10 protein-coding genes are annotated in these 18,889 nt (G+C 45.3%); all 10 read right to left on the bottom strand.

The window, feature by feature from the left end:
• Nucleotides 1-125: 125 nt before the first annotated feature.
• The 10 genes from K429_RS0111465 to K429_RS0111420 all read right to left on the bottom strand — a co-directional run bounded on the left by K429_RS0111465 (nucleotide 126) and on the right by K429_RS0111420 (nucleotide 18,864).
• Entirely contained in the window at nucleotides 126-1,073 is a 948-nt protein-coding gene (locus K429_RS0111465; RefSeq protein ID WP_026367010.1) for a FecR family protein, read from the bottom strand.
• Nucleotides 1,074-1,147: 74 nt separating this feature from the next.
• The gene (locus tag K429_RS0111460; RefSeq protein ID WP_007211587.1) at nucleotides 1,148-1,708 is read right to left on the bottom strand and encodes an RNA polymerase sigma-70 factor; all 561 of its coding nucleotides are present in this window, start codon (nucleotides 1,706-1,708) and stop codon (nucleotides 1,148-1,150) included.
• Nucleotides 1,709-1,936: 228 nt separating this feature from the next.
• Nucleotides 1,937-2,149 carry a hypothetical protein gene (locus K429_RS0111455; protein ID WP_131797082.1) on the bottom strand — a complete coding sequence of 71 codons (213 nt, stop codon included), beginning with the start codon at nucleotides 2,147-2,149 and terminating at the stop codon, nucleotides 1,937-1,939.
• Nucleotides 2,150-2,309: 160 nt separating this feature from the next.
• The gene (locus tag K429_RS0111450) at nucleotides 2,310-4,823 is read right to left on the bottom strand and encodes an alpha-L-arabinofuranosidase C-terminal domain-containing protein (protein ID WP_026367008.1); all 2,514 of its coding nucleotides are present in this window, start codon (nucleotides 4,821-4,823) and stop codon (nucleotides 2,310-2,312) included.
• Between the two features lie 169 nt (nucleotides 4,824-4,992).
• Nucleotides 4,993-6,561 (bottom strand): glycoside hydrolase, encoded by a 1,569-nt coding sequence (locus K429_RS0111445; RefSeq protein WP_026367007.1) that lies wholly within the window; start codon nucleotides 6,559-6,561, stop codon nucleotides 4,993-4,995.
• Nucleotides 6,562-6,672: 111 nt separating this feature from the next.
• Nucleotides 6,673-8,016, bottom strand: coding sequence for a BT_3987 domain-containing protein (locus K429_RS0111440; protein ID WP_007219121.1), 1,344 nt, complete (start codon nucleotides 8,014-8,016; stop codon nucleotides 6,673-6,675).
• A 23-nt stretch (nucleotides 8,017-8,039) separates the two neighbouring features.
• Complete coding sequence (locus K429_RS0111435) at nucleotides 8,040-10,055, bottom strand: RagB/SusD family nutrient uptake outer membrane protein (protein ID WP_026367006.1); 2,016 nt, start codon at nucleotides 10,053-10,055, stop codon at nucleotides 8,040-8,042.
• 26 nt (nucleotides 10,056-10,081) lie between these two features.
• Nucleotides 10,082-13,249, bottom strand: coding sequence for a TonB-dependent receptor (locus K429_RS0111430; RefSeq protein WP_007219122.1), 3,168 nt, complete (start codon nucleotides 13,247-13,249; stop codon nucleotides 10,082-10,084).
• A 211-nt stretch (nucleotides 13,250-13,460) separates the two neighbouring features.
• On the bottom strand, nucleotides 13,461-15,893 hold the full coding sequence (locus tag K429_RS0111425) for a glycoside hydrolase family 2 TIM barrel-domain containing protein (RefSeq protein WP_026367005.1): 2,433 nt from the start codon (nucleotides 15,891-15,893) through the stop codon (nucleotides 13,461-13,463).
• A 148-nt stretch (nucleotides 15,894-16,041) separates the two neighbouring features.
• Nucleotides 16,042-18,864: a LamG-like jellyroll fold domain-containing protein gene (locus tag K429_RS0111420; protein WP_026367004.1), complete on the bottom strand. Its 2,823-nt coding sequence runs from the start codon at nucleotides 18,862-18,864 to the stop codon at nucleotides 16,042-16,044.
• Between the last annotated feature and the right edge of the window lie 25 nt (nucleotides 18,865-18,889).

Here is an 18,889-nt window from a genome sequence, read left to right as displayed (position 1 = left end):
GATTTATAAATTGAATTGTGTTAATCAGGGCCGGTGGATGGGGCAAACATCTATCGGCTTTCTTGTTTTCCATCAGTATTGTTCCATAGGCTAATCTTTTGTTTTAATCCGGTTAATACTACGATTTACTTTATATAAATGACGTCATTATCTTTATCTCTCCGGTAAGTAAAGGCTACATCCTTCTGCAAAACACGCAATGCATAGTCCAGCCCGTCGGATATACGGAACTTACCGGTCAGCGCCACGCCTTCTATGCTCTTCTTATCCAACTGAATCTTCAGATCATAATATCTTTCCAGATCTTCCATGATCCGGGCAAAGGGTTTATTCTTGAAGCAATACAAACCTTCTTTCCAGCGGTACACATTATAATCATCAATCTTGCTCACCACCAGTTTGCCATCCTTCAGAGTCGTTTTATACTGGGGAAGAAGCACTACGGCAAGCTTTTCATTAGCAGGAGACTTCACCCTCACCTTTCCCTGCATCAGAGAAGCCTCAAAAGTGCGCCCTGCCGAATAGGCCTCCACATTGAACTTTGTGCCCAGTACTTCCACATCCATTGCATGCGTCCGCACCACGAAAGGGGATTTCTCATTGTGTGCCACCTCAAAATAAGCCTCTCCGTCCAGTATCACTTCGCGTTTGCCTTTCATGAACGAGACAGGATATTTCATCGTCGTTCCGGCGTTCAGCCAAACGTTTGAACCATCGGGTAAATCGAGGTTCACACGCTGGCCGGCCGGCACGGTAATAGTTTGCATGGCTACATTCATATCCTCCTTATCTTCTCCTATTGAAAACAATGCAGCCGTTATGCCTACCGTTATCGCGACAACAGAAGCTATCTTCAGAAACTCTCTGACGAAATGGTTTCTTTTCTTCCTGAGTGTAGTTTGGCCGTCAGATGATTCGAGGCGCCCCGAAAGAATGATGGCATTGAACAGCTTGCGCTCCCGGCGTAACAGCTTGCTGTTCTCCTCGGAGGCTTCCGACCATTCTTTCACCAATCTCATTTCTTCTACGGAAGCACGACCTTCGAAAAAACGATATAATAAGTCTTTATCCATACATACTTTTATTTGTGTATCTATAGTAATAGCGAACCACGGGAAATATTCCCTAGTAGAAAAACAAACTTTTTTCAGTTGAGGTAAAAAAAGAGTAAAGAGACGGGCAGGTAATCTTTCAGGGCCAAGCGTAACTCCCTGGTAGACTTGGATATATGAAACTCTACGCCTTTGGTTGTCATTTCCAGTAAAGCTGCGATTTCTTTATGAGACTTATTCTCATAACGGCTCATCCTAAAAATACGCCTGGTTTGTTCGGGCAAGCTATCCAGAGTCTTATCAACAATCTCCTGTATCTCTGCCGTAAAGACCTCATAAGGTTCAAAGTCCTCCAATGTAACGATTCTACCGGACAGTTCCCAGGCATAGATTTGGGAGATTTCATCCGAAACGTCCTGCCGGATTTGCTGGTGCCGCAGATGGTCAATGCATTTATGTTTGATAGTGGTCAGTACATAAGCCGGAATATTGGTATCGGCAGGCAGGCGGTCTTTATTTTCCCAGTAATACATCATGGACTCAATGACAAAGTCTTCGGCAACGGCTTCATCGTGCACATAGGTACAGGCAAAGTGAACGAAGCGCTGCTGATAGTCAATAAAGAACTTATTAAAAAAATTCAGATCTATTGTCATTGACCGTCAAGTATATTAAATTAAAAAAGGTACGATAATGCAAATATAAGCCTTTTCATTCATAACCGGACAAAGCCGGGCTTAAAAAGCAAAGCCTGTCCAGGAGATGAACCGTCCGGAATACGAAGTTACATTGTGACATTTTGCATTCCTAAGCCATCGAGAATCATTTCTTTAGCCCCGAAGCACAGGTACATCGGAAATATACAAAAGAAAATTCGCATCTGCTTAACTAATAGAATGATATAAAAATACGGACAATCCTGTTATGTTGAAAGTAGGTCCGTTTTGCCCGGAATAGATGCTCCGTTTCAGAAGAATAGATGTTCCGTTCAACAAGAATGCATGTTCCGCTCGTCCGGAATGCTTGTTATACTCAACAAGAATACTTGTTCCGTTCATCCGGAATACCTGTATGATCTGTTCAAAACCTATACTCATTGCATAAAGCTTGTATAAGGATAAGAAATCATGCAAATCTGCCGCATGTATATGCATTCCATTCTGCGGTACAATCCTATTTCAGGCTTTCAGCAAACGGCATAAGTCAAAAAAAAGGCGCTTTTGATGACGTATTGCATCAAAAGCGCCTCTATGCTTATCATTTCGCCTTCACTCTCAATATAGTATATGAGAATGGCGGGAAGGTATAATCGAAGCTCTTTCCAAATCCTTTGTATTCGCTTTCCTTCGGAGAGATCTTCATTGGTTCTTCAAACGAGTTCTCATCCATGTCACTGGCTGCGGACAGAGAAATCACTTTACCGGTCTTCTCCACGCTATCCACTCCATCCAGTTTGATCCGTAACGGATAGGACTGAGCCTCTGAGTTCACCACTTTCACGATCACCTCACCGGTTGCCTCATCATAACCGGAAGAGAAGAACTGAAGCGGAGTCGTCTCCGGGGCATGGGCCAATATCAGTTTGCCATCCATGAAGAGTTCGCTCTTCTGAGGAGTAACCACCAGTTTCGCGTCGTACCATTTATCGGTTTCGAGACTGTGAGATACCCGGTCGCCTGCCACACCGGAAGTGCGTCCACCTATAACTCCTTCTACAGCCGTCGTACCATTGTTCCATCCGGCAACGTTATATACAAAGCCTTTGTTACTGTCCTCCGACAAGCCGAAATAGAGGAAGAAACCTTCGTTACCGCCTTCTTTGCGAACCTTGAACTCCAGTGTAAACTGGTTGCCATTGAAGCCATCAACAATGTATTTCGCCGGTTCTCTCAGAGATGTTTGCTTCAACAGACCGTTATCCAGACTCCATTCGCCTTCTTTCTTCACCGCCTTGTTAAGATCAAGATCAATAGGCGCTCCATCTGCTCCGGTCAGTTTCACATCCTTGAATTCAACTTGTGTATGCCAGGAGCCGAAGCCGAAACGTCCTTCATTATAATCGGCTATCCGTGGAGTGCTCATAGTCATATTACTCTTCACATTGTACGTCGGACGGTTTTCAGCCGCCATCTGTTGCACATAGTAAGAACTGCGTCCAAGTACCTGGTCCGTATCCAGCCAAATAAGGTTGACAGCCCACGAACGGTCGTTCCGGTTCTCCAGAAGCGGGGCATACGAAGTCATCTTCACCAGGTCGCCGTTGCGCTCCATACCGGAGATAAAGGCGGCTTCCGAGAGGGCGGCACGCATGTTTCCACCGCCTACATTGGCGTTACAAGCATATTCACCTACATAGACATCGTATTTTCCACGCGGATGGTTATCAAAGATAGTCGTGTTCTGGAAGAAGAATTCCGGATTCACGTACCAGTGCGGGTCAATCATATCCGTTTTGGCAATCTTACCCGTTCCACCCAAACCGTGATTGGAAATCAGGATCAACTCGGGATATTTCGCTTTGATAGCTGTATAGAAGATATCGAAACGCTTGTCATACTCATCGCCCCAGTTCTCATTACCAATCTCTACGTATTGCAACGGGAAAGATTCGGGATGGCCCTGTTCGGCACGCTTGGCACCCCATTCGGTAGTCACGTCGCCGATGGCATACTCTATGGCATCCATGCAATCATCCAGATAGTAAGCTATCTTACTCTCCGGTGAAGCGTCTCCCATGCGATACTGGCAACCCAGACCGACGTTGCAGACGAACATTGCCTTTGCATCGATATCTTCGCAGAACTGCAACATTTCGTGATAACCGAAACCATACGAGCAACGGTAGCCCCAGGTACTGTATTCTCCCGACCGTGCGGCAGGATCGCCCAGAGACTTCTTCCATTCGAAACGGTTCTCCAACGAGATACCTTCTACCACACAGCCACCGGGCCAGCGTACAAAGGCGGGGTGCAATCCCTCCAAGATTTCAGCTACATCTTTCCGCAGTCCATTCGGACGGTCGTGGAAAGTTTTTTCGGGGAAGAGAGAAACATAATCTACATAGACTGTACCCGGAGCATCAAATTCCAAAGCAAGCTTTCCTTTGGCAGAAGTTGCCGTAGGTTGCATTGCCAGGCTCAGGTCGTTCCATTGTCCGGCAGCAGTTATATCAACAGGAGCGGAAGCCAGCACTTCGCCTTGCTCGGACAGCAACAGGGCAGTCACTTTTCCCTTGTAATCGGAAGCAGGGCGGATAATGGTACGCAACTGATAAGAGTTGTCTTTCACCAGATTCATCCCCCAGTATCCTTCGTTTATCAAGCGAACAGGAGTTGAAGCATTTTTAATGGTTACCTTCAGATTGTTCGGAGCCGTGGAGAACTTGGGTTGTTCCTTGGTCAGTTTCATTTCCGCAGCATCCTTTGTGCTCAGAGTCCAGCCCGGCACCGGTTCGGTAGTCCAGCGAAAACTTCCTTCTCTCACTTCACCCGAAATGTGATTGCACACTTTCTTCGGATGCAGCACATCGCCCTCGGCATAGTAACCTTCGGGCATTTCCAGTTCCTCGAAACTACGGTTCTTCACCAGTTCGGCATACAAGCCGCCGTCGCCCGCATGGTTAATCTCTTCGAAGAAGATGCCATACATGGATGGCGCTACTTCAGCACCTTTCTCTTGTAGGTTGATTACAAGTTCTTCCTTCGGCGCAGCGTCCTTGCAGGAACTCAACAAAAGGGCAACTGCGGCGAAGGGTAAAAAAATCTTTTTCATAAGCCTGTTTATTTATCGGTATTAGATATATATATAATGTTCCACATGCAAAAATAAACTATATCTTCCAAGAACAGGGTATATAAAAGCATCAAATAGGTGGACTTTTCAGTTCATAATCGCAATTCTCAGCTAATTTCGGGACTGATAACTAAAGTTTTATTACGCATCAGTTTCCGGAAACAAATGTTGTCACCGAACGGGCAGGGATCACCGCTACCTTTTTATTCTTCAACTTTCCAACAGGCAAAAGGTCTTCTCCGGCTACATCCGACGTACGATAGCCTTGCCATGACTTCACCTTCGGATCGTTTACATCGACAGTGAACTCCTGTTCCCGGTCGGCATAGTTGATGACGACCATTGCCCACTGTCCGTCAGTATTCCGATAGGCAGAACACATCAATCCCTGCTGATCGGTATCGCCATCCCGGATAGCTTTTCCTTCTTTATCAGTAGTTTCAACAGACATACGTACAGCACCCGGACGTATGAAGCGGCTGTAGTTCCCCAATATCCACATCAGCTTGGAGTCTTCCACCCTGCCGTCTTGTAAATCGGGGTCTGTATACTCACGGATCAATCCGTCTTTGTAATCACCGCCAATGGCACGCCACCATTGCCAGCTGCGAGCACCTGCATAAACAATGTCGTGGTGAATGATACGCGCTACATAAAGTGCGGTCTTCATGGTTCGGTCAAATCCATGTCCACCGCCGATTTCCTCGTCATTACCCATAATGCAGGTTTCGGACTGCCAGAAGTCCACACCGTATGTATCCAACATATTCCGCAACCGGAGGCGATAATCACGCAACATGTTCAGCGGGGTAGTAGTCCAGTAGCTATGTCCTGAAATAAGAGGGAGCACATTCGGGGTATCGCCCAGATAAGTATCCACACTATCGGGGCAGAAGAAAGATTGTATCTCATATCCGCGTTCATGGTCGGTCATATGGGTAGCGAACATACAGCGGTAATCTGATGCTTCACAAATGGTGATTCCCGTATGGATACCTTCCTTTACGAACTCTTTACTGATAAGACGTACGGCCCGGGCTATCTCTTTCTTTGTAGCCGGAGTACCTTCCTGCTTGGGACCGATCCAGTTCCAGTGTCCATCCGGTTCATTGAAGGGAGAAAGATAATCGAACTTGATGCCATCTTTCTTTTCAACTCCCTTTATCACGTTTGCCAGGAAGCGGGCAAAGTCTTCATAGTGTTCATCCTTCAGATTCAGTGTACCATCGCGTCCGGTATTAGTGGCAAGTCCGTTTTGAGTGAAATAAACGGGAGGGGAATTCAGGAAAGCGAGGAATTTATTGACTCCGCGTTCCTTCGCCAACCGAAGGAAGTTACGTTGACCTTCCTGTTTATCCCAGTTATAACTCCCGTCCGGCTGCAAGAAACATTCGGTACGCATCCAAGGAGAACCAATCTGGCTGGCGTCGCCCTGCTCCGTACTCCCTGCACCCAGATTGAACCGCCACAGGGAAAGACCGATACCTTTGGGCTTCCCGTTCGCGTCGTTTTCAGTACTGAATAACCAGTCGGCTATCTGTTTTTGTTTCTCTTCGGGCCATTTTCCCAAAACATGCATACTCCAGGCATCCGAAGCACCGAAATGTTCCATCACCTGCAAGGGTTGTCCGGTAACAATCCTGTAATTTATGTCCGCACGCTGTGCACACGAAGCACATACTACTGTAAAGACCAGTAATAACACTTTGTATCTCATCCTTTTCTATTTTACTGAATAAAAAAGAGATAGTTCGTCTTTCTCTCTTTCGAGGGAAAAGAGTCCCTATCTCTCTTTCACTATTGTTACAAATCAGTTATTGCAATCTGCTTATTCCAAAGCATAAGCATATATTTCGGACAAAGAAGCATTGGTACCTCTATAACTCTCTTCGATGGATACCTTGAAGTAACGTCCCTTCGTCGGAGTAACGCCGAACACCTGTCTATCAAGTATTTTCTCCATAGAGAATCGTCCTACTTCTGTCCAGTTCTCCTTGTCAGAGCTTACATAGAACTTACCAGACTTGGTGTCCGTATAGCTTTCATTCTGCCTTTGCATCAAAGCAAACTGGGTGAAAGTATGTTCTGTTTTTGTATCTACGATTATTTCAAACGGGAAGCTAACCCAGTTTCCTGTCTGCCATGTTGAGTGCCAGTAAGTCGCAAGATTATCATCCAATGCACATCCGGCTTTGCCGCTTGCACCTTCACCTGTCAGTTCTTCGGTATTGGCTTCTGCCGTCCAGCCTGCGCGATCCAGTTTATGTCCCATCACACGGAAAGCCAACGGAGATACCACCTTCGCCGCAGAAATCTCAAATTGAGAAACTTCTGCAATCTTAACGGGCAGCATATAATCACCCGGTACCAGTTGGTCACCATTTATCGTGACTTCCAGTTCCATATTCGTAGTGCCATTGGGAAGGGTTACCATCTCCGGAACAGTATAAGTTCCTTCAGGCAGAACCTTGAAGTTAGTTCCATTGTCTGCATTGTACTCGGCAATATATTCCTTATCAACTACAAATTTACACTCCAAATCCCATTTATTATCTGTATCAAGACCGAATTTTACTTTCTCCGTAAATGTAGAGACAGAACCATAATCCAACAGTTTCACTTCTACATCCGAATTGGCAAAGCCAATGGCAGGCGTAATCACTCCTGTCAGTTTCAGGAACAATTCATTCTTTTCGGCATTGATGGAGTCTGTTTCACTGGTAACCTGTAAAGGTAATACCCATACGGCTTCCGGATCAGTTTCCATGAATGCTTTTACACTCTGAGGTTTCAGGAAGATATTTACCAGTTTATACCGGTCGGCAGATGAAAAGTCCAACGTGGTTGCATCCAGCGAATAACAGTTCTCACCTATCAGCTTATAGTTCGTTCCTTCCGGTTCGCTATATTCCTCGTCAAGTTCCGCTTGTGTCAGCACACTGACTTTGACACTGGCAGTCAGACTGGGATCACTCCCGGACTTAACTACGGAAAGAGTATACTTATTATCTTCATCCGTATCATACAACGTAAGATCCTGCTTACCGCTATTATTCACATACAGTATTTTATGGTACTCTTCCGGTACCAGTTGGTCCAAATCATATTTTGATTCGCTGCAGGCACCCAGTAGCACCAGGCCGCCCATCAACAATATTGTTCTTATTTTCATAAAGCTTTGTTATTAGAGATTGATTAATATCCGGGGGCCTGTACTAACTGAGGGTTACTGTAAAGCTCATCCATGTCACTTCTTGACCAAACGGGCATCAGATACAGTTTGTCATCCCACTTGAACGGTTGGTTAACCAAGGTAGGTTTGTTGAATTCCTCAAAACTCGGATTCACACGAAGACCATCCAGACCGTAGCGCATACCGGCTTTCAACATCTGAGGAGCAATTGCCCAACGACGCAGGTCATAGTAGCGGTGTCCCTCTTCAAAGAGTTCAACGAACCGTTCATTACGCACCCAGTCAGTCAGAGTCATGTTGCCTGTTACATCACTTCCAGTCAGTTCGGAAATACCGGCACGACGACGAATCTCATTCAGATTAGCAAGGGCTTCACCTTCATTATCCAACGCTGCATAGCACTCTGCCAGATTCAGGTAAAGTTCGGCCATACGAATCAACGGACGACGGGGAGCTGTGTGCTGACGGGTACCATCGGCGCCAAAATAGATGTTGGGATCGATGAACTTCTTCGACAGATAACCGCTTCCAGCACAGTTACGGGTATTACTTGTGTTATATCCGTTTGTATTGGTATTTTTCAGGTTAATCCACAACGGATTGCCATTATTAATCTTCGAGCTGTATTGAGTGCCGTCAAATACAATCCATGCATAGAAACGGGCTTCACGCTTAGCGTGCATCTTGATAATGTCATTCTTCACATCTTCACCGTCCAGATTATTGGTTGCCAGAGCAGGGCTTTGAGCGCCTTCATAGAAACGGGTATACCATTCTTCCTCAGGATAGAAATTGGGGTCCTGTGCCGGCAACTTACCGTTCTCAGTATAGAAATGCTGTACAGAATACAACGTCGGTGCCATAGCTGCCCAACCTCCTACATAAACTCCATTACTTCTCTTCACCACTTTGTTTGGCAAACGACAGTCCGTACCTTCTCCACCATTCTGGGCATCCAGTTCAATACGTTGTGCCCAAATCAGCTCCTTGTTATTATCGCCTTCGTTGGCAGTAACCATATATTGGAACATACGTACACGTTCTTTAAACTCACGGTTTTCCTCAGTGTCTTCTTCACGTCCCGGGATGAAAGGAAGAGCTATTCCGTCACGGTCAGCTTTCTTGTTTGCCGTTTCAATGTCAAAGAGTTGATAACCGGCTTCCTTGGCAGCAGTCAAGGCTTCCTGACAAGCAGTAAGGGCACGTGTCCATTTCTCGCGGTCGTAGCTGGAACTTACCAGTTCGTTACCATAACCGTCTGTCTCATAATTCTTATTCTTCCATTCCGGATTGGGGAACGAACCGTTCCACAACGGAGAAGCGGCATACAATAATATACGGGCTTTCAAAGCCTTAGCCATAGTAGAAGTAGCACGGCCCAATTCATTGTTAGGACGTGTTGCAGGAAGCGCACGGGCTGCATCATCCAGCTTGCCCACGATAAAATTCACACAGTAGTCGAAGTGTGAGCGTCCGGGAAGGTCTGAACTGGTAACATTCGGGTCCACTTTCTCAGGAATAATAGGACAGGGACCGAAAGCCTGAAGCACACGGAAATGATAATAAGCCTCCAGGAAATAACATTCACCTTTGTACTCTTCCTTATCTTCTGCCGTAACTCCCACCGGTTGCAAGTCATCAATCAGGCTCAGGAAATGGTGTACATACCCCAACCAGTTATAACTGGGAATCCAGATATTCATATCATCACCTCCCCAACTGTTGGAATATGCCGGAGAAATAGTTCCCCACGCCACTTGTTGCTGCCAGTTGGAGTAAGCATAAGGCTGAATAATCTCATCAGCTGACTGCTCAAAAGCATGATAATGATAAGGAGTAGAACGCGGAGTACCGCCATAGCAAGTATACAAGAAAGACAATGTAGCTTCTTCATCTTTCATGGTGTCTTTAAAATCAGCCTGTGCAGGCGGAATGACATCCAGATAATTGCATGATACCAGGCAACAGGAAGCTATCAATACCTGCGCCATTCGGGATATTTTATATGTTAGTTTCATACTTCAATAATGTATTAGATTGTTTCTTAGAATGTAAATTGAACGCCCAGATTGAACGTGCGTGACAACGGATAAGCATTCCATGCCAGTTCAGGATCCCACAATTTGAAGGGGCTGAATACCGCCAGATTATCGCCACTGAGATAGATACGGCAATAAGGCAAGCGATAGCCGATTTCCAACGTCTTGAAGCGAAGGAAGTTTCCATTGCGCAGCCAGAATGTACTGGGCTGAACGTTATTGGTTACATCGGCTTTGGTCAAACCCAAACGGGGATATGCCGCATTCGGATTCGGATTGTCTACTGACCAATGGTCGTCTGCAATCCACTGCATCAGGTTTCGGGCCAATGTTTCAGCCTCTTCACCATCTCCACCGCCAGAAAGGAAAGGAGCGATTCCACTGTTGATCATTATCTTACGTTTAGCCGAACCGTTGAAGAATACACCTAAGTCAAAGTTCTTATAGACAATATTCAAACCGAAGCCATACTGAATACGGGGATGCCAGTCATAAGATGAAATCATCACCTGGTCTTCAGTAGTAATCTGTCCGTCACCGTTTATATCACGATACTTGATATCACCCGGCATGATGTTGGCACCCAGTTGTGATTGGTCCGGTGAGTTGGCTATTTCTTCTTCGCTTGCGAACAATCCCTCGGCAATATAACCTTTAACAGTATTCAATGGTTTGCCGGTATTGGTTTGCCAAACATACGGATAACTGGGTTCATCCACATATTTATATTCATTCTGGTTGTAGGTAAAGTTACCGCGAAGGTCTAACGTCAGGTCTTTTCCAAACTGTTTCGTCCAATTCAAGCTTAACTCGAAACCTTGGTTTTCTACTTCACCAATATTACTCCAGGGTTTTGATCCCCAATATCCCAACATCGAAGGCCAGGAAGCACGTGACATCAGGATGCGCTCGCGTTTGTCATGGAAATAATCAAATGTAATATTCAGTTGGTTAAACAACATCATGTCGAAACCGATATCGAACTTCTTCACATGTTCCCAACCTGCGTCCTGCACCGCTAATACATAGAATCCGGGACCTTGTTTACTGATCTCACTCGTAGGAAGTCCGGTCCAAAACTTATGTGCTGAACCAATACCGATATTATTCTGATAGAGGAAATGTGGAGCTCCACTGGCAAAGGCATCACTACCTACCAAACCGTAAGAGCCTCTGATCTTAAAGTGATTGATATACTTGCTTATCGGCTCCCAGAACTTTTCAGAACTTGCTACCCAACCTGCTGACACAGCCGGGAAGAACTCAAAACGCTGACCGGCAGCCAAGCGTTCGGAACCATTATAACCGAAGTTGAATTCAACCAGATATTTACTGGCGTAATCGTAAGTCACACGTCCGGAGTAACCTTGATTACGGTTCGGCAATACATCGCTACGATATTCACGCATCATATACATTGCCATTGCTGTCAGGTTGTGATCACCGAAACTACGTTTCCAGTCCAGACGGGCATCGAAGTAGAAAGTCTGGTCCGAATTACGACTAATGCCGGATTGGCTCAGGAACTGATCTCCGGTCTGCAACAACTGATAATCATATTCGCCGGTTTCAGGATTATAGGAACCATCTTTCACCTTATATATATTAGACTTTATACTACGGGTATATGAAGTTTCCGACCAGTTTTTAAAATTCACCAGTGCTTTCAGGCTCAATCCTTTGGTAATAACACTCAAGTCCTGATTCAAAGCCAATGATGTATTCAGGGTATTGAAGTTTACTTCCTTGAAAGAACTCATCATATATTCATACGGATTGGTTCCCAAAACGCCCGGTTTAATCTCTGCACCGCCAAAGCGAATGAAACCGTCGTCCCCATCCTGCTGTGGAAAATAAGCGGGGAATTCCACCGGATTGGTACGCATAACCCTCTTGTACAAGTCATTGCCTATATTATAGTTAGGACCTTGCATATTACCGATCTGTGCCATCATGCGCAAATCAATGGTAGTGGTATTGGTCAGTTTATAGGAGATGTTATTCTGAAAATTATATTGCCACTGGTTAATATTGGGATTATAGAAGTAGTCCGGTGCATCGAGGAGACCTGTATCATGGTTAGCCTGAAGGCTCATATAGTAAGTTACACGCGAACCACCACCCGATACATTCACATTGGCACGTTGGTTATAATTGCCCGAACGGAATATCTGGTCAAACCAGTCCACATCGGGATATACATAAGGATTAGTACCCAATTCTGTATTCAGGATCTGGTCTTCACTATACTTAGGAGAAGTGATCGGGGTCAAACTTCTGGCCTGTTCCGCTTCATTGTAAGCCCGCATATAGGTAGCACCATCAGCAAATTTCGGTACATTTATCGGACGGAAGTAAGAAGCTTCCAATGAAACATTGATAGTAGCTTTCGTATTCTCCTGCCCTTTCTTGGTGGTTACCAGCATTACACCGTTTGCACCGCGGTTACCGTAGATAGCAGTTGCCGAAGCGTCTTTCAATAAAGAAAAGCTTTCGATGGATTCTGCCGGGATACGATTCAGGTCGGCAGATGAAATTTCGATGCCATCCAACAAAATCAACGGAGTAGCCACACCACCGAACGTATTGATACCGCGGATATAAAATTCGGAAGTAGAACCCGGTTCACCACTGTTCACCATGGATACCACACCGGCAAGTTTTCCGGCAAGTGAACTGGTCAATGAAGAGGAAGGTGCTTTTAATGTAGCTCCCTTCACTGTAGCAATGGCACCTGTCACAGATACTTTCTTCTGTGTACCCTGACCTACAATCACTACTTCATCCAACATTTCATTGTCCGATGCAAGCTTCACGGTCATTACACCCAAGTCACCTACCATCAGTGTCTGTGTTTTGTAGCCGATATAAGAGAATATCAGCTCTGTTTTGCTGGTTACAGAAATCTGGAACTTACCATCAATGTCGGTAATGGTACCTCCATCTTCACCTTGCACTTTCACATTTACACCAATCAAAGTCTCTCCGGTAGAGGAGTCAACTACAGTTCCTACCAAAGTACGTTTCTGCGGTGTTGTACTTTGAGTCGTTATTTGCACTGAAGAATTATCCGATTCCGCAAAGGCAGAAGAGGGATAATTGCAAATAAAACCAGTGCAAACGAGCAGGCCGGCAAGGACTCTCCGATTGTTTCTTACTAATACTGATTTCATCATCTTACTAGATTAAAGTTAAAAAATTAAGTTAGCTTCTTTTATTATCTTTTCTGATATTTATCTTGTTTTATAGCACCTGTATATAATAATATCTGCGTCAGAAAAAATCGCATAAACCCTGCAAAGATAACATACAAGAAAATGTATACCTAAGTACTTATGCAGGTTTATGCCAGTTTCTTCGCAAAACTTATCTTACTATCGCTTTTTAGTAGGTTGTTATTACTATGGAAGCATCTTCCAACCCTTTTGCAGAGACTTTCACCTGTATGTCGCCTTTTTCTCCATCAGGCTGAACAATGGCAATAGCCTTTCCCCGGAATGTATTGGGAGTAAGTGAACGGAAACTTTCCATATCGGCATAGGCTGCATTTCCACCTGCTATGACAGTTCCTTTACCCGTACATTCGATTTTGACAGGCAGAGAGGTTTCGGGAACTACGTTTCCATTTTTGTCCACCAGCTCAATCTTGACGTAGGAAAGATCGTTCTTGCAAGCCTTTATTTTACTGCGGTCAGCAATCAAACGGATAGCCGCAGGTTCTCCGGCAGTCTTTAATACGAATTCCTCCTTACCTTTTGAGTTCACCGCTTTCAAAGTTCCCGGTTCATAGGGCACATCGAAGGTAGCTGTGTAGTTCTCTTTACCCGTTTCTTTTTCTCCGATAAGCTTGTCGTTCAGATAGAGTTTCACTTTCGGAGAACGGCTGTATACGTTTACTTTCATCACTTTTCCTTCGCAACTCGTCCAATTCCAACTCACCAACTCATTGGGCCAGCCCCAACCGTTCACCACTTCTTTCTTGCCTTCGGGAACAGGAGCATGGACTGCCATAGTAATGGGACGCTCGCGCCACAACACATCACGATAATAAGATTGAGGCTTCTTGTCGCCACAAAGGTCAATATCACCGCACCAACCATTATACCAAGGCCAACCCATAAACTGCGTATCATGCTCGCCCTCTTTCAGATATAAGGCATGAGCTAATCCAGCCTCACCCAGATAGTCAATAGCGGTCCACACGAAATCACCTATTACATAAGGATGCTTTTCTACCAAGTTCCAGTTCTGGGCAGCTTCTTTCGGATAAGACTCACTACCATAGATCACGCGATCGGGATAGGCAGCATGATCGCTCTCATATTTCCACCAGATATAATTGTAGCCTGCCACATCCAGATTCTTGAAGATCCGGTAGGAATCTTTGTCCCAACTAAACTGGCGTCTGTCCCAGAAGTCATTGGAACCGATGGTTGTGAAACGGGATGTATCGTACTTGCGGACGGTATTCACCAGTCTTTTGGAAATCAAGTCTCCCTCAGGTTCATCAGCACGTTGCTCCACCTCGTTACCGATACTCCACATAATGATAGAGGGATGATTCCGGTCACGGCGGACAGACGCAGCCAAATCCCAGTCGCTCCATTCATCAAAGAACTGATGATAGTCCTGCTCGCGTTTAGCTTTCTGCCATTGGTCGAAGGTTTCATGAATCACCAGCATACCCAATCTGTCGCAAGCATCAAGGAAATGCTCGGACACTTGATTGTGGGCACATCTGACGGCATTGTAGCCGTTAGCTTTCATCAGTTCCACTTTCCGTTCTTCGGCACGGTCGATGGCGGCGGCTCCCAAAAGTCCGTTATCGTGATGTACGCAACCCCCTTTCAGCTTCATCGACTTACCATTCAGCAGAAAGCCTTTCTCAGCAGAAAAAGAAAGGGTGCGGATACCAAAAGGAACAGATATCTTATCATACTCCTTTCCGTCTGAGGAAAGGGATACTTCCGCTGTATAAAGCACAGGGGTATCTACTGACCATAACTCGGGCTTTTTAAGAGAGAAAGATGTTGCCACCGGCGTTCCTTCAGAGAGTATCACGTCCTGTGAAGTAGAAAACACTTCGTTTCCGGCAGGTGAATATATTTTAATACCTATTTTACCTGATTGATTTTGCAGGCCCTCGTTATGTACAATAGTAGAGAACTGAATCACAGCTTCCTTCTTCTGAAGTTCGGAAGCGTTGACAAAAGTATCCCATTTATCCAGATAGAGTTTATTTGTCTTGATCAGCCATACATGGCGGAAGATACCCGAACCGGCATACCAGCGACTGTTACGTCCGGCGTTCACCACTTTCATGGCAATCACGTTCGGAGTACCGGGTGCATTCAGATAAGGAGTGATGTCTACACGATAAGAGGTATATCCATAAACATTATAATTAGCTTTCTTACCATTGATCCATAGCTCGGACTGATTGTATACTCCTTCAAAATAGAGAACAATACGTTTATCGGCATCGCTTCCTGCAAGAGTGAGTTCTTTTCTGTACCAACCTTCACCACCAACGGTCTGTCCCGTATCGATGTCACCTTCGCTCATGCGAGAGAAAGGACCGGTAGTAATGCCTTGTTTTTGAAAAGACAATGGTTCAACGCTCCAGTCATGGGGAAGATCAAGAACTCTCCAATGACTATCATTATATTCCGGTTGTTCGGCATTGGCTACGATGCCTAAATGAAATTTCCAGTTACTGTCAAAAAGAGTCTTCCGGTCGGATGCATGAAGCACAGCGTCCGGCAATAATGTGAATAACATCACACAAGAAAGAAGTAATTTGCTTACTGTTCTCATAATACTAATATGATCTAAGTTTAATTATCCAAGGGCAAAGCAAGTGATATTTAATTAGAAGATAGGCACAAAAACAGGTTATCGAAGGGGCAAAATCCTTTCATGAAACGTTTTTATACCCTGATGAAAGGATTTTATACCCTACTTATTAATGCCTCACTGCAAACTTACGTGTAACTGACCGGTTGTTATCAACAAGCCTCAACAGATATAGACCGGTAGGGAGTCCGGATACATCCAGCGTAGTAACACCGGAACCAGCCGTCTCATGAGAAAGTACCGGAACTCCCTGCATATTATAAATACTGAGAGATACTCTACCCGATGACTGGGCAGGTGTATAAGTAACCTGTAGTTTCTGATCGGCAGGTAAAGGGCCGATAAACAATTCATCATCGGAAATCTGCGGAGTAATGATACCTACCGATCCCCCCTGGGCTACTTTCTTTATATCCTCTGCTGATAACTCATAATTATAAACTCTGAAATCATCGATACTTCCTTTAAACATCGGATCAGCTACAAACTGACTACGACCGATATAGTTCAGACAGGGACGGATATCCATCGGACGGATAGTAATATCCCCGGATGAAACAGCCAGTTCTCCATTCACATAAATCCGTACCTCCGCATCTCCGATAGTCAATGCCAGATGTACCCAATTGTCAATGCGTATGGGAGAGGGTAAGGCGGTTTCCAGGGCCTGTTCTTCCGCTCCGTTTTTCATTGCAAAGCGGAGTGACTGTATATTGGAACTATAAGTAAGGAACATATATTGATCTTCACCACTACCAAAGTCGAAGACACGTTGCCAGTCTGCACCACCATCCCACTTCACCCAAGTAGAAACAGTCAGATTCTGATGATTGGCAATATCCGTAGGTAATTGCAGAAATTCCGTTGAGCCGTTAAGTTGTACAGCTTTGTTTATTTTTCCATCGGTAAACATTGCTTTTTTCAAGGATGCACCATGATTCAAATTTTCCGTCTCGTCCAGTAAATCTCCATCAAAAGTATAATGTGCTACTAGGGCATGCACATCAGTAATAGTGGCAGTTACTTCCTGTGACTTCGGCGAACTGTTCAGACAATTATCATTGGCTTTCACCGTATAATAATAACTCTTACCCGCTAAGGTCTTATGATCGACAAAACTGGTTTCTTTTACATTACGCGCAATAATCTCGTAAGCTCCACCGGATGTTTCGGAACGTAGCACAGTGTATCCTGTAGCATCGGATTGCTTGTTCCACCTCAACAAAACGGATGCAGATTGCCCTTCCGTCGTCAGTCCGGTTGGAGTAGCTAAAGATTTGATTTCAATTTTAGAAGCCGGAGCAGGTATCAGACGCCATTGCAGCCGTTCATCATTACTTCCCTTTTTCGTACCTTGCTGCACATTGAAAGCTTCCTCTCCCTCTTCCAAATACAAGGCACTATGGCGACTGCGGATATAAAACCATCCATCCCCGGCATATTCCAATGCCCATTGCTGATTGCTGCCATTACTGGCACCATAGATGGCGATATTCCCGCCGTCCTCCAACGACCAATTCCAGATGTCGAATGACATCCCATTTATGGGAGACGTAATACAGAAATAGCTGAAATCTCCACCGATACGGCTGGAAACCGGACGGACATACCAACGCTGATAAGCCTTGGAAGCGTCAAACTTTCCGGTCTTCACGTTGGTGCCCTCCGCCGTGTTGCCCTGGGTTATTTCAACTGCCCGCTGAGTACTCCGGTTTATCAGCACATACTGTCCGTCTATCACCGGCTGAATATCTTCTCCCCAAGTAATATTGACCACCCGTTCGGCATTCCGCTGTTCATCGTCCTGATAAGAATTTCCTCCGGGCATCTCCAAGTAGAACTCACGCTGCGGACCATAACCATCATAGAACACATCCTTCTCTTTGGATACAAAACGATAAGTTGTCGTTTTAGCCTGACGTTCCGAAACGCCTCCAAAAGCCTGAACCTTACTGCCATCTTTAGACCGATAGACAGAAGCTGCCGTCCAATTAGGACGATGTTCAGTATATGCCAGTCGTTCTCCACCCCGGCTAATCTTGCAGAATTCACCACGGGCATACTCCGCACTTCCCCACCAGATACCGGTCTGCAACCCATACTCCAGACCCACCATCGCCTCCATCACGTTGTGCATCTCATCATTCATGGCCATTTTTCCATCCTTGCGAACCGTCTCGTAGAAAGCAGCGTAACCATTGAATTCACCGGCAAGCTGATGGGTATTTCCCTCATCAAGTTGTTCTTTGAGATAGTTATACCAAGGCAGTGCTTCATCACAATTCAGAGTATTTCCCCCACAAATCCGAATATTCTTGAAACGGGGATTCGCTCTCAACTCCACAGCAATTTTGTGGAAATCCTCCCGGGTACCTTGTCCTGTATAGGTATAATCCGGTTCATTGAATGGAGCCACTGAAATCACCTCGTATCCTGCATCCTGAAAATAACGAGTATGCAAATCCATCATCTGAGCCCAAGCCTGGGCGTTACCTTTATAAGAATCGTCAATCTTGGGGTGATCGCTATTTATAGCTAACTTGGGTTTAGGAGAGACAAAGCCCAGTAAACCAAGTCGTGTTTGTATATGTTCTTTCTGATCAGCTCCCAAATCTCCATCCACAATGGGATCGGTGGGGCGAAAAGAAACGCGCACTATATCTACCGTTTCCATAAATCCCTGACCACGGCGGATATTTCCCTCATCTTCCCAAGCCGTATCCAATCCCCATTCCACAGGGCGGACTACTCCTTGTTCACTAAGGCGGAAAGGTACAATGCGGTCAGCAGCAGGTTGTGCCGTTATCTGGTCACTTGCGGCATTTGTCTGGGCAGACAAAGAAGAAAATCCGGTGCCTAATGCTAATACAGTAAGTAATAGTACTGATTTGTTTCCGGATGATTTTCCATGACGGATACTGAGGTTCTTCATAACTATGCTTTGATTTAAGTTTGGG

This window comes from Bacteroides sp. 14(A), assembly GCF_000526555.1.
Lineage (GTDB): Bacteria > Bacteroidota > Bacteroidia > Bacteroidales > Bacteroidaceae > Bacteroides > Bacteroides cellulosilyticus.
The sequence above is the reverse complement of the archived record's forward strand: the minus strand, read 5'-3'. Positions and strand labels throughout refer to the sequence as shown.

Bases quoted from the DNA above. Each gene is read 5' to 3' on its own strand.
- K429_RS0111425 (WP_026367005.1), bottom strand. From the start codon at position 15,893: ATGAGAACAGTAAGCAAATTACTTCTTTCTTGTGTGATGTTATTCACA.
- K429_RS0111440 (WP_007219121.1), bottom strand. From the start codon at position 8,016: ATGAAAATAAGAACAATATTGTTGATGGGCGGCCTGGTGCTACTGGGT.
- K429_RS0111460 (WP_007211587.1), bottom strand. From the start codon at position 1,708: ATGACAATAGATCTGAATTTTTTTAATAAGTTCTTTATTGACTATCAG.
- K429_RS0111430 (WP_007219122.1), bottom strand. From the start codon at position 13,249: ATGAAATCAGTATTAGTAAGAAACAATCGGAGAGTCCTTGCCGGCCTG.
- K429_RS0111455 (WP_131797082.1), bottom strand. From the start codon at position 2,149: ATGAGTATAGGTTTTGAACAGATCATACAGGTATTCCGGATGAACGGA.
- K429_RS0111435 (WP_026367006.1), bottom strand. From the start codon at position 10,055: ATGAAACTAACATATAAAATATCCCGAATGGCGCAGGTATTGATAGCT.
- K429_RS0111445 (WP_026367007.1), bottom strand. From the start codon at position 6,561: ATGAGATACAAAGTGTTATTACTGGTCTTTACAGTAGTATGTGCTTCG.
- K429_RS0111420 (WP_026367004.1), bottom strand. From the start codon at position 18,864: ATGAAGAACCTCAGTATCCGTCATGGAAAATCATCCGGAAACAAATCA.
- K429_RS0111465 (WP_026367010.1), bottom strand. From the start codon at position 1,073: ATGGATAAAGACTTATTATATCGTTTTTTCGAAGGTCGTGCTTCCGTA.
- K429_RS0111450 (WP_026367008.1), bottom strand. From the start codon at position 4,823: ATGAAAAAGATTTTTTTACCCTTCGCCGCAGTTGCCCTTTTGTTGAGT.